The following is a 20,950-nucleotide window of genomic DNA, read 5'->3' as shown; positions in this document are numbered from 1 at the left end:
GGGGCGCGGGGCGTACACGCCCCGCGCCCCGAGTCGGGGGCGTAGATTGATCCACATGTCTGACGGTTCGGCCCTCGTCCGAGTCCTGAGCTACAACATCCGCTCGATGCGGGACGACACCGCCGCGCTGGCCAGGGTGATCCGGGCCTGCGTACCGGATCTCGTACTGGTGCAGGAGGCTCCCCGCTTCTTCCGCTGGCGCAAGAAACTGGCCCGCCTGGCCCGGGCGTCCGACCTGGTCGTCCTCACCGGCGGCGGCACCGCGGCGGGCCCCGCGATCCTCTGCGGCCTGCGCGCCGGGGTCGAGCGCACCGAGGACGTCCTCCTCCCGCTCACGCCGGGGTTGCACCGCCGCGGCTTCGCCACCGCGGTGGTCCGCTTCGGCTCCGCCCGGGTGGGCGTCCTCAGCTGCCACCTGAGCCTGCAGAAGGACGAGCGCTACGACCAGGGCGGCATGCTCCTGGACCGGCTGGCCGCGCTGGGCGTGGACCACGCGATCGTCGGCGGCGACCTCAACGAACGCCCCCACGGCCGCACCTTCCGGCGCCTCGCCGACAGTCTCCAGGACTGCTGGGCCGTGGCCCCCTGGGGCGGCGAGTACACCTCCACCCCAGCCCACCCGCATCAGCGCATCGACGCGATCTTCGCGACGAAGGGCATCGAGGTGCTCAGCTGCGGGGTCCCGCTGGGGCATCCCGGAGTCTCCGAGGCCGACCTCATGGCGGCGACGGATCACCTGCCGGTGCTGGCGGCACTGCGCGTGCCTGGGGCCTGATGCGGCGTCGGGCTGCCCTCATGGGGGCGAGCCATCATCCGCGCGTGTCCGGGGGCTGCCCCGGCGTCGGGCTGCCCTCATGAGGGCGACCCCTCACCTGCCCGTGCCGCCCGCGGCCTGCCCCGGCGTCCAGCGGCACAGCCGAGGGCGGCCGCGGACCGTCTCCCGGTCCTGGCCGCCCTCCGCATCCTCCGCATCCCCGGCATCCCCGCGTCCTAGACGACCGCGCCCCGCCCGGGATCGTCGTCGTCCTCGTCGCCCGTCCGCATCCGCATCACCAGCGTGGCGAAGCCGCCCAGGAAGCCGCCGATGCCCAGCGTGGTGAGCCACCAGGTCATCTCCCAGCCCAGCAGCACCGCGAGCAGCAGCAGTATCGGCCCGCCGAGCACCGCCAGCCACGCGAACTTCGCCGTGGCGTCCGCCGCGGGCAGCTCCGGCGGCTCCGGCGGCACGAAGTGGCCCTCGTCGTCCTCGTCGAAGTCCTCGTCCGTCGGCTCGGGCGCCGTGTAGTCGCGGGGGCCGACGCCGGGCGCGAAGGCGACGGAGCCGCCCAGGGGCCGCACCGGCTCGGTCAGCGTGTCCCCGTCGGCCTTCTCGGTCTCGTCGTCGTTGGTCTCAACCTCCAGCAGCGCCAGGTCCTCGACGGACTTGAACGGCTTGGACCCCGGCGGGTCCGTCGGCTCGTCGCCGTACCCGGCGACGATGGCCGCCCAGGCGGCGTCTTCGTCGAAACGGGCACCCTGGTCGTCCGGCTCGCGATCCTCGCGGTCGGAGTCGTGCTCAGCCACCTACGGCCGTCCCTTCCTTGCCGAGACCGGTTGCGATCCGGGTCATGAACGCGTGGCTCTCCTCGAAGATCCGGTCCGCGTCATGGTCCAACGTCGCCACGTGGTAGCTCTGTTCCAGCACGACCTCCGTCACGTCCGTCGACGACACCCGGCTCAGCACGCGCGCCGAGTCGGCCGGCGGCACCACATGGTCCTGCGGGCTGCGCAGCAGCAGCAGCGGCTGGGTGACCTGCGGCAGCTCACCGTCGACCAGCCGGAAGAACTGCCGCAGCGAGTGCGCCGCGTGTAGCGGCACCCGGGTGTAGCCGATCTCCTCGCTGCCCTCCTTGGCGATGTCGCTGGCGATGCCCTTCGTGGTGGGCACGAAGTGCCGGACCACCGGGAGGGCGTGTGCGGCCAGGCCGTGGACCTTGTTGGCGGGGTTGACCACGACCACGCCGTCGATCGCGTCGCCGTGCTTGGCGGCCAGCCTGAGCGCCAGGGCGCCGCCCATCGACAGACCGGCCACGAAGACCCGCGCGGAGCGCTCCCGCAGCGCGCGCAGCTCGCGGTCCACCTCCGCGTACCAATCCTGCCAGCCGGTGAGCCGGAGGTCCTCCCAGCGGGTGCCGTGCCCGGGCAGCAGCGGCAGCGAGACGGTCAGACCGCGCTCGGCGAGATACTCCGCCCAGGGGCGCAGCGACTGCGGGGAACCGGTGAAGCCGTGGCAGAGGAGAACGGACGTCTCCCCGCCCTCATGGCGGTACGGCTCGGCTCCAGGAAGGACCGGCACCTTCGGTCTCCTGTTCATGAGGTCGGTTGCAGGTACTTCACCGTACGCGACCGCACTGACACCGACCAGGGCCGACGGCCTCTTTGACGGCGCTCCGGGTTAAGGTCTCATCGACAGACATCAGGAGGCACTCGGTTGTTGTACGGCGCGATGAAGGTATCCATCGGGGGGCCGCTGAAGCTCGCCTTCAGGCCCTGGGTGGAAGGCCTGGAGAACGTCCCCGCCGAGGGCCCCGCCATCCTGGCGAGCAACCACCTCTCGTTCTCCGACTCGTTCTTCCTGCCCGCGGTCCTCGACCGCAAGGTCACCTTCATCGCGAAGGCCGAGTACTTCACCACCCCGGGCCTCAAGGGCCGGCTGACGGCCGCGTTCTTCAAGGGCGTCGGCCAGCTCCCCGTGGACCGCTCCGGCGCGCGCGGCGCGGGCGAGGCGGCCATCAAGAGCGGTATCGAGGTGCTGGAGCGCGGCGAGTTGTTCGGCATCTACCCCGAGGGCACGCGCTCGCCCGACGGCCGGCTGTACCGGGGCAAGCCCGGCGGCCTCGCGCGCGTGGCGCTCGCCACCGGGGCACCGGTCATCCCGGTCGCCATGATCGACACGGAGAAGATCCAGCCGCCGGGGAAGGTGATGCCCAAGCTGATGCGGCCGGGCATCCGGATCGGCAGGCCCCTGGACTTCACCCGCTACCAGGGCATGGAGCACGACCGCTTCGTCCTGCGCGCGGTGACCGACGAGGTCATGTACGAGATCATGAAGCTCTCCGGCCAGGAGTACGTCGACATGTACGCCACCGCCGCCAAGCGCCGGCTCGCGGAGGAGGCCAAGGCCGAGAAGGAAGCGGAGAAGGCGGCCCGGGCCGCTCTCGCCAAGGCCGCGAAGGAACAGGCGGACAAGGAGAAGTCCGAGTCCTAGACACGGCAGTGCCGTTCGGGGGGTGGGGGAGTTGGCCAGGCGCGAGAAGGTCCTGAGGATGTCGGTCGAGCAGCCGCTGTGGCGTGCGCTCATGGGGTACCGGATCCTCACCCTGCTGTACGCGATCGGCCTGTTCATCAGCGCCTACGACGAGTTCGCGCGCCCCTGGGCCGCCATCGCCTACTTCGCCGTACTGACGGTGTGGACGTTCGCGACCCTGCCCAAGGTGGCGAACGCCGCCGCCTGCACCAAGCCCTTCCTCGCCGCCGACCTGACCCTCGCGCTCGTCGGCATCCTCCTCACGCGGGTCGCCGACTCGGCCGCCCACATCGAGTCGGGCAGCCCGACCCTGCCGTCGATATGGACGGCCGGTTCCGTGCTGGCCTTCGCCATCAAGGGCGGCTGGCGCTGGGCGGCCTTCGCCTCCACGCTGGTCGCCGTCGCCAACCTCGTCCACCGCGGCTCCCCGACCCGCGACACCGTGCACGCGGTGATCCTCGTCTGGGTCGCCTCCATCGCCATCGGCTACGTCGTCGAGGTCGCCCGCGCCTCCGAGCGCACCCTCGCCCGCGCCCTGGAGATCGAGGCCGCGACCCGGGAACGCGAGCGGCTCGCCCGGGACATCCACGACAGCGTCCTGCAGGTGCTCGCCATGGTGCAGCGGCGCGGCGCCGTCATCGGCGGCGAGGCGGCCGAGCTGGGGCGCCTGGCGGGCGAGCAGGAGGTGGCGCTGCGGACCCTGGTCTCCGGCGGTCTGACCCCGGTGTCGCGGGTGTCGGAGGACGCCTCCCAGGGGGCGCTGGTCAGGGCCGTGGAGGAAGAGACCCACGACGACGGGCCGCTGGATCTGCGGGCGCTGCTCGCGCCCTACGCCGGGTCCCGGACCAGTCTCGCCGAGCCCGGGGCGCCCGTGGTGCTGGCGCCGGCCGCCGCGCGGGAGCTGGCCGCGGCCGTCGGGGCCGCACTGGACAACGTCCGTGAGCACGCCGGTGAGCACGCGCGCGCGTGGATCCTGGTCGAGGACGAACCGGACGCGGTGATCGTGACCGTCCGGGACGACGGCCCCGGCATCCCCGAGGGGCGGCTCGCGCAGGCCGAGGGCGAGGGGCGGCTCGGGGTCGCCCTGTCGATCCGGGGGCGGCTGCGGGACATCGGGGGCAGCGCGGAGCTGATCTCGGTGCCCGGGCAGGGCACGGAAGTCGAACTGAAGGTACCGAAGCAGATGTCCCGGGGGATGCGATGAGCGAGCAGGGCGGACCGATCAGGGTCATGGTGGTCGACGATCACCCCATGTGGCGCGACGCCGTCGCCCGGGACCTCGGCGAGTCCGGGTTCGAGGTGGTGGCCACCGCGGGCGACGGCGAGCAGGCCGTGCGCCGTGCCAAGGCCGCGGGCCCCGACGTGCTCGTCCTCGACCTCAACCTGCCCGCCAAGCCCGGCGTCCAGGTCTGCAAGGAACTCGTCGCCCACAACCCTGCCCTGCGCGTGCTGGTGCTGTCCGCGAGCGGCGAGCACGCCGACGTGCTGGAGGCCGTGAAGTCCGGCGCCACCGGTTATCTGCTGAAGTCGGCCTCCACGGAGGAACTTGTCGACGCGGTCCGCCGTACCGCCGTCGGCGACCCGGTGTTCACCCCGGGCCTGGCCGGACTGGTCCTCGGCGAGTACCGGCGCCTGGCCTCCGAACCCGCGCCCGCCGACCGCGACGCCGGCCGGCCGGGTGCCCCGCAGCTCACCGACCGCGAGACCGAGGTGCTGCGGCTGGTCGCCAAGGGCCTGAGCTACAAGCAGATCGCCGAACGGCTCGTCATCTCCCACCGCACCGTGCAGAACCACGTCCAGAACACCCTCGGCAAGCTCCAACTGCACAATCGCGTGGAACTCGTTCGGTACGCGATAGAGCGCGGACTTGACGACGAGTAAACGAACATCCTGACGTTTCACCGGAATTGCGGCTCCGACCCATCCCTGAGTGACCTGGATCACTATTAGCGTGGCCTTTCCAGGCAACCGCGGCGAAGGGACATTTCCATGCGGGTCGGAGTACTGACCGGAGGCGGCGACTGCCCCGGTCTCAACGCCGTCATCCGGGCCATCGTCCGCAAGGGCGTACAGGAGTACGGCTACGACTTCACCGGCTTCCGGGACGGCTGGCGCGGTCCGCTCGACGGCGACACCGTCCGTCTCGACATCCCCGCCGTGCGCGGCATCCTGCCCCGCGGCGGCACCATCCTCGGCTCCTCGCGCACCAATCCGCTCAAGCACGAGGACGGGATCCGGCGGATCAAGGAGAACCTGGCCAAGCAGGAGGTCGACGCGCTCATCACGATCGGCGGCGAGGACACCCTCGGGGTGGCCGCGCAGCTGTCGGACGAGTACGGCGTGCCCTGTGTCGGCGTCCCGAAGACCATCGACAACGACCTGTCCGCCACCGACTACACCTTCGGCTTCGACACCGCCGTCGGGATCGCCACCGAGGCCATCGACCGGCTGCACACCACCGCCGAGTCCCATATGCGCGTCCTCGTCGTGGAGGTGATGGGCCGTCACGCCGGGTGGATCGCCATCCACTCCGGCCTCGCGGGCGGCGCCAACGTCATCCTCATCCCCGAACAGCGCTTCGACATCGAGAAGGTGTGCGCCTGGGTGACCTCCCGCTTCAAGGCGTCGTACGCCCCCATCGTGGTCGTCGCCGAGGGCGCCATGCCGAAGGACGGCGACATGGTCCTCAAGGACGGGTCGCTGGACTCCTTCGGGCACGTCCGGCTCTCCGGCGTCGGCGAGTGGCTGGCCAAGGAGATCGAGCGGCGCACCGGCAAGGAGGCCCGTACGACCGTGCTCGGGCACGTCCAGCGCGGCGGCACCCCCAGCGCCTTCGACCGCTGGCTCGCCACCCGCTTCGGGCTGCACGCCATCGAGGCCGTCCGCGACGGCGACTTCGGCAAGATGGTCGCCCTGCGCGGCACGGACATCGTCCGCGTCCCGATCGCGGACGCCACGGCGAGGCTGAAGACGGTCGATCCGGAGCTCTACGAGGAGGTCGGGGTCTTCTTCGGCTGACCGGGCAGCCGGGGGTCATGGGCCGTATATTCGGCCCATGACCCTCTGAGCCGGGAGCCTGACGTGGAGATTCTCGCCTTCGGTGTCCAGGCGGACGAGAGGCCCCTGATCGAGCACGCCTTCGCCGGCCACCACGAGGTCCGCTGCCTGGACGTCTTCCTCAACGAGGACACCGCTCCGATCGCGGCCGGCTACGAGACCATCTCCACCAGCGTCAACGCCGACCTCGGCGCGCGCGTCCTGGAGCTCCTCGCGGCGGGCGGCACGCGGATGGTCGCCCAGCGCTCCACCGGGTTCAACAACATCGACCTTGACGTCGCCGAACGGCTCGGCATGACGGTCGCCCGGGTGTCGTACTACTCGCCGTACTCGGTGGCCGAGTTCGCCTGGACCCTCGCCATGGCCGTCAACCGCCGTGTCGTGCGCGCCTCCACCCGCACCCGGGACTTCGACTTCCGGCTCGACGGGCTGATGGGCCGCGACCTGCACGGCCGTACCGCCGGAGTCCTCGGCACCGGCAAGATCGGCGAGGCATTCGCCCGCATCGCGCACGGCTTCGGCATGCGGCTGCTGGGCTGGGACATCGCCGAGAACCCGGCCTGCACGGAACTTGGCATGCGCTACGTCCCCAAGGACCAGCTGCTCGCCGAGTCCGACCTGGTCAGCCTGCATGTGCCGCTGATGCCCGAGACCCGGCACCTGATCGACGCACCCGCCCTGAAGGCGATGCGGGACGACGCGATCCTGGTGAACTCCAGCCGCGGCGGCCTGATCGACACCGCGGCCCTCGTCGCGGAACTGCGCGAGGGCCGCTTCACCGGCGTCGGCCTCGATGTGTACGAGGCGGAGGCGGGCCTGTTCTTCCTCGACAAGTCCCTCCAGCCGATCGAGGACGACGTCCTGGCCCGGCTGGTCACCTTCCCGAACGTCCTGGTCACCTCGCACCAGGCGTACTACACCGTGGACGCCGTCGGCCAGATCGTCGACGCCACGGTGCAGAACGTCCTGGACTACACGGAGGGCCGCCGCTCGGAGAACGTGCTGGTGCCGCGCAGCTGACCGACCAGCTCCCGCACGATCGAGGCGCCGTTCAGGGTCAGCACCGACTCGGGGTGGAACTGCACCCCGGCGAAACCGGGCCCGCGCAGCGCGTGGACCTCGTACGACGGGCTCCGGCTGATCTCGACGCCGTGCGCGGCCAGTTCGCCGGCCGCCTCGTCGTCGCAGCGGGCCACGAAGCTGTTGTAGAAGCCGACGGTCTCCGGCCGCCCGAACAGATCGACTGACGTCTGCGCCCCCTGGTACGGGATCTCCTTGCGTACGATCTCCAGCCCCAGCTCCGCCGCGATCAGCTCGTGCCCGAGGCAGACGCCGAGGACCCCGTGCCGGTGGCCGCGGAGCACCTCCGCGGTCAGGGCCCGCAGCAGGCGCATCTTGGGATCAGCGGTGTCGGCCGGGTCGCCGGGACCCGGGCCGAGCACGAGAGGTCCCTCGTGCGCGCGGACGGCTTCCGTGAGGCCCGGCTCGTCGTAGCGCCGGACGGTGACCTCCAGCCCGCCGGAGCGCAGCACGTGCGCGAGCATCGCGGTGAAGGTGTCCTCGCCGTCGACGACCAGGGCGTGCCCGGTCAGCTCCGCGGCCCGCTCCTGCATCCGCAGCCAGAACGGCGCGAGGAACGCACGGCGTCCGTCGAGCGCGGCACGCACGCGGGGGTCGTCGGCCAGCCCGGGGCGCGCGCTGTCATGGCGGGGCCGGGACGGGCGTACGCCGAGGGCGGCCAGCACTCCCGCCGCCTTGGCGTGGGTCTCCGCGACCTCGCTCTCCGCGTCCGAGCCCCGCACGAGGGTCGCGCCGACCGGCACCCGCAGCCGCCCGTCCGCGTCGATGTCCGCGGTGCGGATGAGGATGGGGGAGTCGAGGGTCTGCGCGCCGCCGGAGTCCCGGCCGAGCAGCGCCAGGGCGCCCGCGTAGTAGCCGCGCCCGCCGACCTCGTGGCGCTCGATGACCCGGCAGGCGTTCTGCACGGGGGAGCCGGTCACGGTGGCCGCGAACATGGTCTCCTTCAGCACCTCCCGCACGTCCAGCGAGGACTTGCCCCGCAACTCGTACTCGGTGTGCGCGAGATGGGCCATCTCCTTCAGCCGGGGCCCGATCACCACCCCGCCCATGTCCCCGACGGTGCACATCATCTTGAGCTCCTCGTCGACGACCATCGACAGCTCCTCGATCTCCTTGCCGTCGGCGAGGAAGTCCAGCAGATGCTCCGGGGTCGGCCCCTCGGCGGGATAGCGGTACGTCCCGCTGATCGGGTTCATCACGACGGTGCCGCCGGACATCCGCACGTGCACCTCGGGGCTCGCGCCGACCAGGGTCCGCTCCCCGGTGTGCACGACGAACGTCCAGTACGCGCCCCGCTCGCCCTCCAGCAGCCGCCGGAACAGCGCGAGGGCGTCGGCCCTGCCGAACCCGGGGATGTCCCCCTCGTACGTCCGCCGGATCACGAAGTTCGCGCCCTCGCCGCGCCCGATCTCCCCCCGCAGCACGCGCCCGACGATCTCGGCGTACTCCTCGTCGCCGACGTCGAACCGGCCGCCCTGGACGTGTACGTCGTGGGCGGGGAGCTGGTCCAGTGCCTCGGCGATCGGGATCTCGTGGGTTTCCCGGGGGATCAGCACCGTCAGGGGCGTGCCGTCGTCCCGGACGTCGAAGCCCCGCTCCCGGATCTGGCGGAAGGGCACGAGCGCGAGGCCCTCGTCGGGCAGGTCGGCGAGGTGGTCGCAGGAGCGGACCGGGCCGAGGAGGACCTCGACGGTGTTCTCGTCATGGCCCGGCGTGCGGCGGCGCAGCAGGGCGAACGGGCGGGGATCGTCGAGCAGGTCGAGCAGCTGCATGGGTCCGTCTTCCTTCTCCTGAGAGGACGCCTGAGAGGACTCTCCCGAGAGGAACGGACCCCGGAAAACACCGAAGGCCGCCCCTCGGGCGGCCTTCGCGAAGTCTGAGTACGCGCAGTCAGCGGGCCGCCGGAGAAGCGGTCCACCACCAGTTCTGGTTCTGGGTCGAGTGCGCGAACATGCCCCGACCCTAACGCATCAGCAGCAGATCCAGGGCGCGGTCGAGATAACCCGTCAGCCCGTCCCCCTCCGGCAACGTGGCCGGGACGGCGTGGGCGAGCTGGGCGTGCCCCAGGTAGACGCTGTACGCGAGCAGTCCGCGGCGCCGGGCCTCCGGCTCGGGGAAACCTGCCTCGGCGAAGAGCCGCGCCACATAGGCGACCCGGCGCTCGGTGACCCGGCCGAGCACCGCCGCGACGCGCGGGTCGTCCGCGGTCGCCAGCAGGGTCACCTCCAGCACGTCGTCCGCGGCCGCCCCGATCGCCTCGGCGAACAGCAGGCGCAACCGCCGCTCGGGGTCGGGCTCCGTCTCCAGCTCGGTGATGAGTGCCTCGGTCTGGGTCTCGGCCCAGCGTTCCAGCGCCGCCTCGATCAGCGCGTCCCGGTTGGCGAAGTGCCAGTAGAAGCTGCCCTTGGTGGTGCCGAGCCGGGTGGCGAGCGGTTCCACGGCGACCGCGGCGAGGCCGCCCTCGCCCATCGCGAGGAGCGCGGCGTCCGCCCAGTCGTCGGCACTGAGCCGGGCCTTGCCGGGGGTCTTGCCGGGGGTCTTGCGAGGGGGGCGTTGCACCATGACCGTACGGTACCGTACGGTTGACCATACGCCACCGTATGGAGGTGCTCCGATGGGCACTGTACGCAATGTTCACGACCGCATCCTGGCCGCGCCCGCCGAGCGGGTCGGCCCCCTCCTGGACCGCCTCTCCGGCCCCGACGACCCGCTGTTCCCGACCCCCGCCTGGGCCCCCCTCCGCCTCGACCGGCCGCTCGCCGTCGGCGCCGCCGGCGGACACGGCCCGGTGCGCTACTCGGTCGCCGAGTACGACCCCGGCCGCCGGGTCCGCTTCGCCTTCGACCCGCCCGGCACCGGGTTCCACGAACTCTCCGTCGAGCCGCTCGGCCCCGGCCGCTGCCGCATCCGGCACGTTCTGGAGCAGTCCCTGCCGCCCCGGGAGCGCCTGGGCTGGCTGCTCGCGGTGCGCGCGCTGCACGGCACGGTCATCGAGGAGCTGTTCGACAACGCCGAGCGGGCCGCCACCGGCTCCGTGGCCCGCCCCGTGCGCCGGGGCCGCTACGTGCGCCTGCTCCAGCGGCTCACCTGGGACCGCCCGACGGCCGTCGCGGTGCCCGAGGAGGCCGCCCTGCTGCACGCCGCCTTCCCCGCCACCGACTACGCCGACGCCTACGCCCTGGACCTGCGCCCGGGGATGCCGACCGACGCGGAAGCCTGGGAGGGCACCCTGCCGGGCACCCCGGTGTTCGGCCGTACGGACCACGAGGTCCTGCTCGGCCAGGACGCGGGGCATCTCGACTACCGGGTCTCGGTCCTGATGGACCCGGCGGCCCGGACGGTGACCCTCGGCTCGGTGGTCCGCATCCACAACCGGCGGGGCCGTCTGTACTGGTCGGTGGTCCGCCACGCGCACCCCTTCATGGCCCGGCTGATGCTCCGGCGCACCCACCGGCGGCTGGCCCTGGCGGCCCGCGGCGCGTCTCACTTGGTGAGCCAGGGAATGGACGGCGGGGACAACCCCGTAGTGTTGACGTCGTGACCGTGAACGCTAAGACCAGCGCGAGCGCTGGCAACACCTGGCGAAACCTGCCCGCGGCGCAGCAGCCCGAGTACCCCGACACCGAGGCTCTGCGCGCAGTGATCGCGGACCTCGAGTCGTATCCGCCGCTCGTCTTCGCGGGCGAGTGCGACCAGCTGCGCGCCCGGTTGGCGGCCGTCGCCAAGGGAGAGGCGTTCCTCCTCCAGGGCGGCGACTGCGCCGAGGCGTTCGACGCGGTGTCCGCCGACCAGATCCGCAACAAGCTCAAGACCCTGCTCCAGATGGGCGCCGTGCTGACGTACGCCGCCTCGGTGCCGGTCGTGAAGGTCGGCCGCATCGCCGGTCAGTACTCCAAGCCGCGCTCCAAGCCGACCGAGACCCGCGACGGCGTGACGCTGCCGACCTACCGCGGCGACTCCGTCAACGGCTTCGACTTCACCGAGGCCGCCCGGATCCCGGACCCCGAGCGCCTGAAGCGGATGTACAACGCCTCCGCCTCCACGCTCAACCTGGTCCGCGCCTTCACCACCGGCGGTTACGCCGACCTGCGCCAGGTGCACGCCTGGAACCAGGACTTCGTGAAGTCGTCCCCGTCCGGCCAGCGCTACGAGCAGCTCGCCCGCGAGATCGACCAGGCGCTCAACTTCATGCACGCCTGCGGGGCCGACCCGGAGGAGTTCAAGACGGTCGAGTTCTACTCCTCGCACGAGGCGCTGCTGCTGGACTACGAGTCGGCGCTGACCCGAGTGGACTCCCGCACCGGCCGGCTCTACGACGTCTCCGCGCACATGGTGTGGATCGGTGAGCGCACCCGGCAGCTGGACCACGCGCACATCGAGTTCGCCTCGAGGATCCGCAACCCCATCGGCATCAAGCTCGGCCCGACGACGACGGCCGAGGAGGCGCTGCAGTACATCGAGCGCCTGGACCCGGAGCGCGAGCCGGGCCGGCTGACCTTCATCGTCCGCATGGGCGCCGACAAGGTCCGCGACAAGCTCCCGGAGCTGATCGAGAAGGTCACCGCCTCGGGCGCCACGGTGGCCTGGGTGACCGACCCGATGCACGGCAACACCTTCGAGGCGGCCTCCGGTCACAAGACCCGCCGCTTCGACGACGTGCTCGACGAGGTCAAGGGCTTCTTCGAGGTCCACAAGGCGCTGGGCACCCATCCGGGCGGCATCCATGTCGAGCTCACGGGTGACGATGTCACCGAGTGCGTGGGCGGTGGCGACGAGATCTTCGTCGATGATCTCCACCAGCGCTACGAGACGGCCTGCGACCCCCGCCTGAACCGCAGCCAGTCCCTTGACCTGGCCTTCCTGGTCGCGGAGATGTACAGGGACCAGTAGCCGGTTCGGCTGTTGCACAGGAGCTCAGTGGGGCGCGGATCACATACGATCCGCGCCCCACGCCACTTTTCGGGTTCCTGTGCGCCGGGTAAGGTTAGGTTAGCCTCACCGACCATGAATCGGGACGGCACCACGTATCGATCCCGGCGGGAGGTGAACCGCGTGTACGTCTGCAGTTGTTTCGGCATCACCGAGCAGCAGGTGAAGAAGCACGCGGAGGACGGTGCCTGCACCCCCCGCCAGATAGCGTCGGCCTGCAAGGCGGGCACCGACTGCGGTTCGTGCGTACGCCGGATCCAGGCGCTGCTGGGCCGGGGCGCGTGCCCCCGCCGTGAGCTGGCCGACCAGGGTCGTCCGGTCCTCGCCGGGCTGGAGCAGCTGGAAGAAGTCGCGTAGCGGTTCGGCCCGGGGGCGCTGCTCAGGGGCTCCCGCTCAGCTCGGCTGCTCGATCTGCTGGGCCAGGTAGAGCGCCTCGCCGAGCTTGTCGATCAGCTCCAGCTGGGTGTCCAGGTAGTCGATGTGGTGCTCCTCGTCCTCGAGGATCGACTCGAAGAGATTCGCGGACGTGATGTCGCCCTTGGTGCGCATCACCTCGATCCCGCGCTTGAGGCGGTCGATCGCCTCCACCTCCACCTGCCGGTCCGCCTGGAACATCTCGGTGACCGTCTGGCCGACCCGGACATGGAACAGCCGCTGGTAGTTGGGCAGACCGTCGAGCATCAGGATGCGCTCGGTGATCTTGTCCGCGTGCTTCATCTCGTCGATGGATTCTTCACGCGTGTACTTGGCGAGCTTGGTCCAGCCCTTGTTGTCCTGGATCCGGTAGTGCAGCCAGTACTGGTTGATCGCCGTCAGCTCGCCGGTGAGCTGCTCATTGAGGAATTCGATGACCTCGGGGTCGCCCTGCATCGCAGAGGCTCCTTCCAAGAGAACGGGGGAACTGGGGAACTGGCAGGTTGCGCCGCATCCTTGCACCGGTATCGAAGATCGTCCAGTAAGTCTTCACTTAGTAAGTAAGTGCATGCTTAGTTTGAATCTGACCGCTTTGCCTCTTTTGTCGCACCGCTGGTCAAGTGCACTGCCTCGGGTCTGTCAGGATGGATACATGGGTCAGCCGGTGGAGAGCGCATCTGGAGGAGCGGTACAGCCGGAGCTCCCGCCGGGGCAGCGCCTGCAGCGCGGCTGGCCGGTCACCCACTACGGACCGGTCCCCAAGTTCCGCCCCGAGCGCTGGGAGTTCAGGGTCTTCGGCGCCACCGCCGACGGCGAGAAGCGCTGCTGGAGCCATGAGGAGTTCGCGGCCCTGCCGTACACCACCGTGGTGGCCGATCTGCACTGCGTCACCAAGTTCAGCATGCTCGGCGCCGAGTGGGGCGGGATTCCGGCCCGGACCATCCTGGAGCTCGCCCCGCCCGCCGACACCGTCACCCATGTGATGGTCTGGGCCGAGTACGGCTTCAGCTCGAACCTCCGCCTGGAGGACTTCGCCGACGAGCGCGCCATCTTCGCGACGCACAAGGACGGCGAACTGCTCACCGCGGAACACGGCTTCCCGCTCCGGCTGGTGGTGCCTCACCTGTACGCCTGGAAGGGCCCCAAGTGGGTCCGGGGCGTGGAGTACATGACCACCGACCGCCGCGGGTTCTGGGAAGAGCGCGGGTACCACAACATCGGCGACCCCTGGAAGGAACAGCGCTACTCCTACCAGGAGGGGCCGGGGGACGGGCCCGAGCTCTAGGTCCCCTCTAGCGCTTCCCGCTTTCCCGCAGCTTCTTCAGGCGCTCCACGTCCGCCGCGTGCCCCTCCTTGCCGCCGGGCGTCTCGATGATCAGGGGTACGCCCTCGGTGGCGGGGTGGGTCATCAGTGCGCGGAACGGGTCCTCGCCGATGTGTCCGGAGCCGATGTTCGCGTGCCGGTCCTTGTGTGCGCCGACCACATCCTTGGAGTCGTTGGCGTGGATCAGCTTCAGCCGCCCCTCGCCGACCGTCTCCACCAGCAGATCCAGGGTCTGGTGCATGCCGTCCGGGCCGGTCAGGTCGTGCCCGGCGGCGAAGATGTGGCAGGTGTCCAGGCAGACGCCCAGCTTGGGATGGGCGTCCAGCGCCTCGAAGTACGGCCCGAAATCCCAGGTGCGGGAGCACAGCGAGGAGCCCTGGCCGGCCGTCGACTCCAGCAGCAGGAACGGGTCGTCGTCGTGGGTCAGCTCGTCCAGCAGCGGCAGCAGGTACTCCCGGACCTGCCGCAGCGCCACCGAGCGGTCCCGGCCGCCGGTCGCGCTGCCCGTGTGCGCGACCACGCCCAGCGCCCCGATCTCCCGCCCGCGGCGCAGGGAGTGCCGCAGCGACTCCACCGACCGCTCGGCGGTCGCCTCGGTGTGCGAGCCGAAGTTGATCAGGTACGGGGCATGGACGTACGCCGGGATGGATCCCTGCGCGCAGGCCGCGCGGAACTCCTCGTCCTGCCGCGGGTTCCCGGCGGGCGTGGCCCAGCCGCGCGGGTTGGCGACGAAGACCTGCACGGTCTCCGCCTTGAGGTCACGGGCGTAGGCCAGGCCGACGGAGTTCAGTCCGCCGGCCACCGGGACATGGCCGCCGACGGGGTTGCGGAGGTGCGGAACGGTCATCGGTGCGTGCGTCCTGTCAGCGGATCTCGATGGTGATCGTCGAGCCCTTGGGAGCGGTGTCGCCGCCCTCCACGGACTGGCTCTCGACCGTGTCGCCGAACAGCCCCAGCAGCCCGCGGTCCTCGTCGACCTCGAAGCCCGCGGCCTCCAGAGCGGCCGTGGCGTCGTCGACGCTGTCGCCGACCACGTCCGGGACCTCGATCATCTCCGGGCCCTTGGACAGCGTCAGCGTCACGGTGTCGCCCGCGACGGCCTGGGTGTCGGCCTGCGGCGTCTGCTCGGCGACCTCACCCTTGTCGTACTCGGACGAGGTGACCTCCTCCGTGGCGACGCGCACCTTCAGGCCCGCCTCCGTCAGCTCGGCCCTGGCGTCCTCCAGGCTCTCGCCGGTGACGTCCGGGACGTCGACCGGGCGGCCCTTGCTGAGCACCAGCGCGACGGCGGAGCCCGAGCGGCGCTCGGTGCCGGCCTCGGGGCTGGTGGAGATCACGGAGCCCCGGGCGACGCTCTCGCTGAACTCCCGGGTGACCATGCCCGGCTCCAGACCCGCGCTCTTCAGCAGCTCCTTCGCCTTGTCCAGCCGGTAGCCCTCCAGGTCGGGCACCTCCACGACCTGCGGGCCCTTGGAGACGACCAGATTCACCGCGTCGTTGTGCCGGATACGGCTGCCGACGCCCGGGTCGGTGCTGATGACCCGGCCGCGCTCGACGGTGTCACTGAAGGCACGCTCGACCGAGCCGACCTCCAGACCGGCATCCCCCAGCCGGTCCTTGGCCTTCGCCTCGGTCTGGGTCAGCAGCGCCGGGACCCGGGTGAACTGGCCGGAGTTGATGTACCAGACGCCTGCGCCGACGCCGAGGACCAGCAGCACGGCGACGACCAGGGCGAACGGGCCGCGCCGCGACACCCGGCGTCCGGCCGGGGAGGGCGGGAGCGGGGCGGCGGACTCCAGCCGGCTAGTGCGGTGGAACCGGTCCTCGTCCTTGTCGACCGGCAACGGGCTCGGCACCGTCAGCGAGCGCGGGATCACGCTCGTGCGGTTCTCGGCGCCGTCGTGCTCGGCGGACAGGGCCTGCGGAGGGAGCGCGTCCAGCTGGGCCTCGCTGAGCGTGGCGCGGGCCGCGAGGGCCTCGGAGAGCAGCGCCACCGCGTCGTGCGGGCGGACGTCAGGGGTGCGCGCGGTGGCCGAGGCGACCAGCGCGTCGAGCTCGTACGGCAGGCCGGGCACGGTGGCCGACGGCGGCGGGACGTCCTCGTGCAGATGCTTGTAGAGCACGATCGCGGGGGAGTCCCCGTCGTGCGGCTTCTCGCCGGTCAGCATCTCGTACAGCACGACACCGCACGCGTACACGTCGACGCGGGCGTCGGCGGTGCCCGGCTGCTCTATCTGCTCCGGCGCGAGGTAGGAGACGGTGCCGAGGACGGCACCGGTGGTGCTGGTGACCGAGCCCACGGAACGCACCAGCCCGAAGTCGGCGACCTTGACCCGGCCGTCGTCCCCGATGAGCACGTTCTCCGGCTTCATGTCCCGGTGCACGAACCCCGCCCGGTGCGCGGCGCCGAGCGCGGCGAGGACGGGCTCCAGGATGTCCAGGGCGGCACGCGGCTGCAGCGCCCCGCGGTCGCGCAGCACGTCACGCAGGGTGCAGCCGGCGATGTACTCCATGGCGAGATAGACGTACGACCCGTCGGTCCCCTGGTCGAAGACCTGCACGACATTGGGGTGCGCGAGCCGGGCGACCGACTTGGCCTCGCGGATGAACCGCTCCACGAAGGTCCCGTCGGCGGCGAGCCCGGGGTGCATCACCTTCAGCGCGAGCACACGGTCGAGCCGGGTGTCCACGGCCCGGTAGACCGTGGCCATCCCACCGACGGCGATCCGCGCATCGACGCGGTAGCGTCCGTCGAGCACCTGCCCGACCAGCGGGTCCTGAAGGGTCGTATCCACGCAGGCGAGTGTACGAGCAGCGACTGACACCCCCGGCTCTCCGTCCGGGACAGTGGCGGGACTGAAGCCGACCTGTGACGCAACCCACGGCCGTTCAGAACGCCGGCCGCTCCGGATCCAGCACCGCCCGTCCCGCCACCGGGGAGGACGCCTCGGCGAAGTGCCGCCGGGGAATCCGGCCCGCCCGGTACGCCAGCCGGCCCGCCTCCACCGCGTGGCGCATCGCGTCGGCCATCAGGACCGGCTCCTTGGCCCGCGTCACCGCCGAGGCGAGCATCACACCCGCGCACCCCAGCTCCATCGCCAGCGCCGCGTCCGAGGCCGTACCTGCTCCGGCGTCCAGGATCACCGGCACGCGCGCGTGCTCCACGATCAGCTGAAAGTTGTGCGGGTTGCGGATCCCGAGCCCGGAGCCGATCGGCGAGCCCAGCGGCATGATCGCCGCACAGCCCACGTCCTCCAGCTTGCGGGCCAGCACCGGGTCGTCGTTGGTGTACGGCAGCACCGTGAACCCGTCGTCCACCAGGGTCTCCGCCGCGTCCAGCAGCTCGATCGGGTCCGGCAGCAGGGTTCGCTCGTCGGCGATGACCTCCAGCTTGACCAGATCGGTGCCGAGGGCCTCCCGCGCGAGGCGGGCCGTCAGCACCGCTTCCCCGGCCGTGAAGCACCCCGCCGTGTTCGGCAGCACCCGGATGCCGAGCCGCTCCAGCACCGACAGCACCGAGCCGTGCACCGAGGCGTCCACCCGCCGCATCGCGACCGTGGTCAGCTCGGTGCCGGACGCGGCCAGCGCCCGCTCCAGCACCTCCAGGGAGGGCGCGCCGCCCGTCCCCATGATCAGCCGGGACGAGAAGGACGTACCGCCGAGGACAAAGGCATCGTCGGCCATGGGTCAGCCTCCTTGGACGGCGGTCAGGACCTCGACGCGGTCCCCCTCGGAGAGGGACGTCGAGGACCACTGCGCGCGCGGGACGACGGTTTCGTTGAGCGCGGCGGCCACTCCGGAGGGCGCCGCGGTGAGGGACTGCACGAGCGTGTCGAGAGCCGTGCCCGGCTCGATCCGCCGACGCTCGCCGTTGACCGAGATGTTCATACGGGCTGCTCCGTGCGTGCGAACCGCTTCGGACTGAAGGGACGGGCCTCGTCGGTGAGTTCACCGGTGGCCAGGGCGTGCGCGAGGGCGTCCCCGGTGATCGGGGTGAGCAGCACGCCGTTGCGGTAGTGCCCGGTCGCCAGCAGCAGGCCGTCCAGCTCGGTCGGGCCCAGCAGGGGCGCGTTGTCGGGGGACCCGGGACGCAGCCCCGCGCGGGTCTCGGTGAGCGGCAGCTCGGTGATGCCGGGCATCAGCTCGTGCGCGTCGCGCAGCAGCTCGTACACGCCTCCCGCGGTCACCGTCGTGTCCCAGCCCAGCTCCTCGCTGGTCGCGCCGACGACCAGCTCGCCGTCGGCCCGCGGCACCAGGTAGACCTGGCTGCCGCGCACCACCGCGCGGACGGTCCGGCTCAGGAACGGCGCCTGCCGCTTCGGCACGGTCAGCCTCAGCACCTGCCCCTTGACGGGCCGTACGGGAGGCAGCACGGCCTCCGGGACGCCCGCCAGCCGCCCGCTGAGGCTGCCGGCCGCCAGGACCACCTGCCCGGCGCCGAGCACGGTGCCGTCGTCCGTCACGCACCCGGCCGCCCGCCCCTGCACCACCGACAGCCGCGTCGCCCACGCCCGGTGGAAGACCACGCCCGCCCGCTCACAGGCCGTCACCAGCGCCCGCGCCAGGCGCCGCGGGTCGATCTGGTGGTCGCCGTCCACCCGGAGCCCGCCGCGCACGCCCGGCGCGAGCATCGGCTCCAGCCGCCGGCACTCCCGCCCCGACAGCCACTCCGAGTCGAGGCCCGACTCCCGTTGCAGCGCGTGCAGTTCCCGCAGATGCGCCCGGTCGTCGGCGTCCAGCGCGACCGCGAGGGTGCCGCACTGGCGGTACCCGAGGTCCTGTCCGGTGAGGTCGGTCAGCTCGGCCGCGAACGCGGGATAGCGGCGCGCCGAGGCCAGATTCAGGCCGAGCAGCGTCTGCTCGCCGTAGTGCAGTTCCGTGACGGCGGCCAGCATGCCGGCCGCCACCTGGGCGGCGCCGCCGCCCGGCTCGGGGTCCACCACGGCCGTGGCGAACCCGCGCTGTGCGGCCCGCCACGCCGTGACCAGGCCGATGATTCCGCCCCCGAGGACGAGGACGTCTGACGAACGCGTAGGCGACATGGGCGTCCAGCCCCTCCCTTCGCCGGCATGACCCGGATCAGGTTCGTACGGTCGGAGGCCGCCAGCCTCCCTCTCAGCCCGGTGCGTCCGGGCTCCCGCGAGTGCTTGTACGTTGGCCACCCTAACCGCTCGTTCCGCGCCTCTGCAGGGAGCCTCGCCCCATGCCCCGCTCGCTCGACGGCCTCGTCCTCGCCCCTGTCGCCGACCAGGCCCCAGGTCAGGTGGGCACGCGGACCCGCTTCACCTACCACGAGAAGGACGGGGAGATCTGGGCCGATTACGCGGGCGGCGATGTCGTACGCGGGCATCTGGTGGGCACGCGCGAGGGTGACCGGCTGGACTTCCGGTACGTGCAGCTCAAGCGGGACGGGACCACTGCGTCCGGGCACTGCGTGTCGACGGTCGTGGAGCTGCCCGACGGGCGGGTGCGGCTGGAGGAGAGCTGGCAGTGGGAGTCCCGGCCGGGCCGGGGAACCAGCGTTGTGGAGCAGGTCACGCGGCACGACGGCTGACTGACAGTTTGTCAGTTGACTATGGTGATCAGGTGAGCGAGCAGACGACGATGTCGCAGCGGCGGGTGGTGGTGGTCGGCGCGGGCATGGCCGGCGTGCAGACCGCGGTCGCCCTGCGTGAACAGGGCTTCACGGGCACGGTACGGGTGATCGGCGCCGAGCCCCACCAGCCCTACGACCGGCCCCCGCTGTCCAAGGCCGTCCTGCTCGGCAAGGCCGAGGGATCCGCCTTCGACGTGGACTTCGAGGCACTCGGCATCGAACTCGACCTCGGCCGCGAGGTCCTGGGCGTCCGCCCGGCCGACCACGAGCTGGACACCGCCGCGGGCCCGGTTCCCTACGACGTCCTGGTCGTCGCCACCGGCGCCGAGCCGATCCGGCTGCCGGGCGCCGAGGGCGTGCCCGGAGTCCATCTGCTGCGCACCCTCGACGACGCCGAGCGGCTGCGGCCCGTGCTCGCCCGCCAGCACGACGTCGTGGTCGTCGGTGCGGGCTGGATCGGCGCCGAGTTCGCCACCGCCGCGCGTGAGGCGGGCTGCTCGGTGACGGTCGTGGAGGCGGCGGACCGGCCGCTCGCGGGCGCGCTGCCCGCCGAGGTGGCCGCGCCGATGACCGCCTGGTACGCCGACAGCGGGGCCGAACTGCGTACCCGCGCGCGTGTGGCGCGCGTCGAGCCCGGCGCGGTGGTCCTCGACGACGGCTCGGTGCTGCCCGCGGGGGCCGTCGTGGTCGGCATCGGCGCCCGCCCCGCCACCGCCTGGCTGGCCGGCTCCGGCGTCGAGCTCGGCGCGCACGGCGAGGTGGTGGCCGACGACCATCTGCGCACCGGCGTCCCCGACGTGTACGCGGTCGGCGACTGCGCCTCCTTCCCCTCCGCCCGCTACGGCGAGCGCCTCCTGGTCCACCACTGGGACAACGCGCTGCAGGGCCCGCGCACGGTCGCCGCCGACATCGTCGGCGAGGACCCGCTGGTCTACGACCCGGTCCCGTACTTCTGGTCCGAGCAGTTCGGCCGCTTCGTCCAGTACGCCGGCCACCACGCGACGGCCGACACCACCGTGTGGCGCGGCGACCCGGCCGGCCCCGCCTGGACGGTCTGCTGGCTCCGCGAGGGCCGCCTGATCGCCCTGCTCGCGGTCGGCCGGCCCCGGGACCTGGCCCAGGGGCGCCGCCTGGTCGAATCGGGCACCCGCATGGACCCGGCCCTGCTGGAGGACCCGGCCAGGCCCCTGAAGAAGGCGACGGCCTAGGTTCTCCCGTCCGGACCATCCTGAGGTCCTGGCTCGGAGCGGCCTGGCTTCCTGAT

Annotated in this window: 23 protein-coding genes and 1 riboswitch; of the genes, 12 read left to right on the top strand and 11 right to left on the bottom strand. The window is 71.8% G+C overall.

The window, feature by feature from the left end:
* Positions 1–55 precede the first annotated feature (55 nt).
* A complete protein-coding gene (locus ACWD11_RS05975; protein ID WP_451281514.1) occupies positions 56–775 on the top strand; it encodes an endonuclease/exonuclease/phosphatase family protein in 720 nt (239 codons plus the stop codon).
* A gap of 215 nt (positions 776–990) precedes the next feature.
* Here ACWD11_RS05975 and ACWD11_RS05970 read toward each other — a convergent pair whose 3' ends face one another.
* Both ACWD11_RS05970 and ACWD11_RS05965 read right to left on the bottom strand, forming a co-directional pair.
* Positions 991–1,563 (bottom strand): hypothetical protein, encoded by a 573-nt coding sequence (locus tag ACWD11_RS05970; protein ID WP_389418515.1) that lies wholly within the window; start codon positions 1,561–1,563, stop codon positions 991–993.
* The gene (locus ACWD11_RS05965; RefSeq protein WP_389418516.1) at positions 1,556–2,335 is read right to left on the bottom strand and encodes an alpha/beta hydrolase; all 780 of its coding nucleotides are present in this window, start codon (positions 2,333–2,335) and stop codon (positions 1,556–1,558) included. The genes ACWD11_RS05970 and ACWD11_RS05965 overlap by 8 nt, the downstream gene beginning before the upstream one ends.
* A gap of 150 nt (positions 2,336–2,485) precedes the next feature.
* Here ACWD11_RS05965 and ACWD11_RS05960 point away from each other — a divergent pair, with 150 nt between their 5' ends.
* The 5 genes from ACWD11_RS05960 (at position 2,486) to ACWD11_RS05940 (ending at position 7,363) form a co-directional block, all read left to right on the top strand.
* A complete protein-coding gene (locus tag ACWD11_RS05960; protein ID WP_389418517.1) occupies positions 2,486–3,247 on the top strand; it encodes a lysophospholipid acyltransferase family protein in 762 nt (253 codons plus the stop codon).
* Positions 3,248–3,278: 31 nt separating this feature from the next.
* Positions 3,279–4,490 (top strand): MacS family sensor histidine kinase, encoded by a 1,212-nt coding sequence (gene macS, locus ACWD11_RS05955; protein WP_389418518.1) that lies wholly within the window; start codon positions 3,279–3,281, stop codon positions 4,488–4,490.
* Positions 4,487–5,167, top strand: a complete 681-nt coding sequence (locus ACWD11_RS05950; RefSeq protein ID WP_389418519.1) for a response regulator — start codon at positions 4,487–4,489, stop codon at positions 5,165–5,167. Before macS ends, ACWD11_RS05950 begins: the two co-directional genes overlap by 4 nt.
* Before the next feature lie 108 nt (positions 5,168–5,275).
* The gene (locus ACWD11_RS05945) at positions 5,276–6,304 is read left to right on the top strand and encodes a 6-phosphofructokinase (RefSeq protein WP_389418520.1); all 1,029 of its coding nucleotides are present in this window, start codon (positions 5,276–5,278) and stop codon (positions 6,302–6,304) included.
* A 63-nt stretch (positions 6,305–6,367) separates the two neighbouring features.
* Positions 6,368–7,363 carry a 2-hydroxyacid dehydrogenase gene (locus ACWD11_RS05940; protein ID WP_451281511.1) on the top strand — a complete coding sequence of 332 codons (996 nt, stop codon included), beginning with the start codon at positions 6,368–6,370 and terminating at the stop codon, positions 7,361–7,363.
* Here ACWD11_RS05940 and ACWD11_RS05935 read toward each other — a convergent pair.
* The 3 genes from ACWD11_RS05935 to ACWD11_RS05925 form a co-directional block, all read right to left on the bottom strand.
* Complete coding sequence (locus tag ACWD11_RS05935; protein ID WP_451281509.1) at positions 7,315–9,195, bottom strand: anthranilate synthase family protein; 1,881 nt, start codon at positions 9,193–9,195, stop codon at positions 7,315–7,317. The genes ACWD11_RS05940 and ACWD11_RS05935 overlap by 49 nt on opposite strands.
* Positions 9,196–9,313: 118 nt before the next feature.
* Complete coding sequence (locus ACWD11_RS05930; protein WP_358864531.1) at positions 9,314–9,376, bottom strand: trp operon leader peptide; 63 nt, start codon at positions 9,374–9,376, stop codon at positions 9,314–9,316.
* A 9-nt stretch (positions 9,377–9,385) separates the two neighbouring features.
* Positions 9,386–9,985 carry a TetR/AcrR family transcriptional regulator gene (locus tag ACWD11_RS05925; protein WP_389418523.1) on the bottom strand — a complete coding sequence of 200 codons (600 nt, stop codon included), beginning with the start codon at positions 9,983–9,985 and terminating at the stop codon, positions 9,386–9,388.
* Between the two features lie 52 nt (positions 9,986–10,037).
* On the opposite strand from ACWD11_RS05925, the gene ACWD11_RS05920 reads away from it, so the two are divergent.
* From ACWD11_RS05920 to ACWD11_RS05910, 3 genes are all read left to right on the top strand, one after another.
* On the top strand, positions 10,038–10,964 hold the full coding sequence (locus ACWD11_RS05920; RefSeq protein ID WP_389418524.1) for a DUF2867 domain-containing protein: 927 nt from the start codon (positions 10,038–10,040) through the stop codon (positions 10,962–10,964).
* A complete protein-coding gene (locus ACWD11_RS05915; RefSeq protein WP_389418525.1) occupies positions 10,961–12,313 on the top strand; it encodes a class II 3-deoxy-7-phosphoheptulonate synthase in 1,353 nt (450 codons plus the stop codon). Before ACWD11_RS05920 ends, ACWD11_RS05915 begins: the two co-directional genes overlap by 4 nt.
* 114 nt (positions 12,314–12,427) lie before the next feature.
* Entirely contained in the window at positions 12,428–12,709 is a 282-nt protein-coding gene (locus tag ACWD11_RS05910) for a (2Fe-2S)-binding protein (RefSeq protein ID WP_389418526.1), read from the top strand.
* A 36-nt stretch (positions 12,710–12,745) separates the two neighbouring features.
* On the opposite strand, the gene bfr is transcribed toward ACWD11_RS05910, so the two are convergent.
* On the bottom strand, positions 12,746–13,222 hold the full coding sequence (bfr, locus tag ACWD11_RS05905; protein WP_250070345.1) for a bacterioferritin: 477 nt from the start codon (positions 13,220–13,222) through the stop codon (positions 12,746–12,748).
* Positions 13,223–13,418: 196 nt separating this feature from the next.
* On the opposite strand from bfr, the gene ACWD11_RS05900 reads away from it, so the two are divergent.
* Positions 13,419–14,051 carry a sulfite oxidase-like oxidoreductase gene (locus tag ACWD11_RS05900; protein ID WP_451281506.1) on the top strand — a complete coding sequence of 211 codons (633 nt, stop codon included), beginning with the start codon at positions 13,419–13,421 and terminating at the stop codon, positions 14,049–14,051.
* A gap of 7 nt (positions 14,052–14,058) precedes the next feature.
* On the opposite strand, the gene ACWD11_RS05895 is transcribed toward ACWD11_RS05900, so the two are convergent.
* The 5 genes from ACWD11_RS05895 to thiO all read right to left on the bottom strand — a co-directional run bounded on the left by ACWD11_RS05895 (position 14,059) and on the right by thiO (position 19,132).
* Complete coding sequence (locus ACWD11_RS05895) at positions 14,059–14,937, bottom strand: deoxyribonuclease IV (protein ID WP_451281504.1); 879 nt, start codon at positions 14,935–14,937, stop codon at positions 14,059–14,061.
* A 16-nt stretch (positions 14,938–14,953) separates the two neighbouring features.
* Entirely contained in the window at positions 14,954–16,885 is a 1,932-nt protein-coding gene (gene pknB / locus ACWD11_RS05890; RefSeq protein WP_451281503.1) for a Stk1 family PASTA domain-containing Ser/Thr kinase, read from the bottom strand.
* A gap of 94 nt (positions 16,886–16,979) precedes the next feature.
* Positions 16,980–17,774, bottom strand: a complete 795-nt coding sequence (locus ACWD11_RS05885; RefSeq protein ID WP_389418530.1) for a thiazole synthase — start codon at positions 17,772–17,774, stop codon at positions 16,980–16,982.
* 3 nt (positions 17,775–17,777) lie between these two features.
* The gene (gene thiS / locus ACWD11_RS05880) at positions 17,778–17,978 is read right to left on the bottom strand and encodes a sulfur carrier protein ThiS (RefSeq protein ID WP_389418531.1); all 201 of its coding nucleotides are present in this window, start codon (positions 17,976–17,978) and stop codon (positions 17,778–17,780) included.
* On the bottom strand, positions 17,975–19,132 hold the full coding sequence (gene thiO, locus ACWD11_RS05875) for a glycine oxidase ThiO (protein WP_389418532.1): 1,158 nt from the start codon (positions 19,130–19,132) through the stop codon (positions 17,975–17,977). The genes thiS and thiO overlap by 4 nt, the downstream gene beginning before the upstream one ends.
* A riboswitch (TPP riboswitch) is annotated at positions 19,130–19,241 on the bottom strand. Its footprint overlaps the gene before it by 3 nt.
* 52 nt (positions 19,242–19,293) lie before the next feature.
* Here thiO and ACWD11_RS05870 point away from each other — a divergent pair.
* Both ACWD11_RS05870 and ACWD11_RS05865 read left to right on the top strand, forming a co-directional pair.
* Entirely contained in the window at positions 19,294–19,644 is a 351-nt protein-coding gene (locus tag ACWD11_RS05870; protein ID WP_389418533.1) for a hypothetical protein, read from the top strand.
* A 50-nt stretch (positions 19,645–19,694) separates the two neighbouring features.
* Complete coding sequence (locus ACWD11_RS05865) at positions 19,695–20,894, top strand: NAD(P)/FAD-dependent oxidoreductase (protein WP_451281868.1); 1,200 nt, start codon at positions 19,695–19,697, stop codon at positions 20,892–20,894.
* Positions 20,895–20,950 lie beyond the last annotated feature (56 nt).

Source organism: Streptomyces sp. NPDC002776 (assembly GCF_053592195.1).
The sequence above is the reverse complement of the archived record's forward strand: the minus strand, read 5'-3'. Positions and strand labels throughout refer to the sequence as shown.

Excerpts from the sequence above, each read along its gene's own strand:
- ACWD11_RS05925 (WP_389418523.1), bottom strand. The coding sequence starts at position 9,985 with ATGGTGCAACGCCCCCCTCGCAAGACCCCCGGCAAGACCCCCGGCAAG.
- thiS (WP_389418531.1), bottom strand. The coding sequence starts at position 17,978 with ATGAACATCTCGGTCAACGGCGAGCGTCGGCGGATCGAGCCGGGCACG.
- ACWD11_RS05900 (WP_451281506.1), top strand. The coding sequence starts at position 13,419 with ATGGGTCAGCCGGTGGAGAGCGCATCTGGAGGAGCGGTACAGCCGGAG.
- ACWD11_RS05950 (WP_389418519.1), top strand. The coding sequence starts at position 4,487 with ATGAGCGAGCAGGGCGGACCGATCAGGGTCATGGTGGTCGACGATCAC.
- ACWD11_RS05865 (WP_451281868.1), top strand. The coding sequence starts at position 19,695 with ATGTCGCAGCGGCGGGTGGTGGTGGTCGGCGCGGGCATGGCCGGCGTG.
- ACWD11_RS05895 (WP_451281504.1), bottom strand. The coding sequence starts at position 14,937 with ATGACCGTTCCGCACCTCCGCAACCCCGTCGGCGGCCATGTCCCGGTG.
- ACWD11_RS05885 (WP_389418530.1), bottom strand. The coding sequence starts at position 17,774 with ATGGCCGACGATGCCTTTGTCCTCGGCGGTACGTCCTTCTCGTCCCGG.
- ACWD11_RS05975 (WP_451281514.1), top strand. The coding sequence starts at position 56 with ATGTCTGACGGTTCGGCCCTCGTCCGAGTCCTGAGCTACAACATCCGC.
- ACWD11_RS05870 (WP_389418533.1), top strand. The coding sequence starts at position 19,294 with ATGCCCCGCTCGCTCGACGGCCTCGTCCTCGCCCCTGTCGCCGACCAG.
- ACWD11_RS05935 (WP_451281509.1), bottom strand. The coding sequence starts at position 9,195 with ATGCAGCTGCTCGACCTGCTCGACGATCCCCGCCCGTTCGCCCTGCTG.
- ACWD11_RS05910 (WP_389418526.1), top strand. The coding sequence starts at position 12,428 with ATGAATCGGGACGGCACCACGTATCGATCCCGGCGGGAGGTGAACCGC.
- thiO (WP_389418532.1), bottom strand. The coding sequence starts at position 19,132 with ATGTCGCCTACGCGTTCGTCAGACGTCCTCGTCCTCGGGGGCGGAATC.
- bfr (WP_250070345.1), bottom strand. The coding sequence starts at position 13,222 with ATGCAGGGCGACCCCGAGGTCATCGAATTCCTCAATGAGCAGCTCACC.
- ACWD11_RS05960 (WP_389418517.1), top strand. The coding sequence starts at position 2,486 with ATGAAGGTATCCATCGGGGGGCCGCTGAAGCTCGCCTTCAGGCCCTGG.
- ACWD11_RS05920 (WP_389418524.1), top strand. The coding sequence starts at position 10,038 with ATGGGCACTGTACGCAATGTTCACGACCGCATCCTGGCCGCGCCCGCC.
- ACWD11_RS05945 (WP_389418520.1), top strand. The coding sequence starts at position 5,276 with ATGCGGGTCGGAGTACTGACCGGAGGCGGCGACTGCCCCGGTCTCAAC.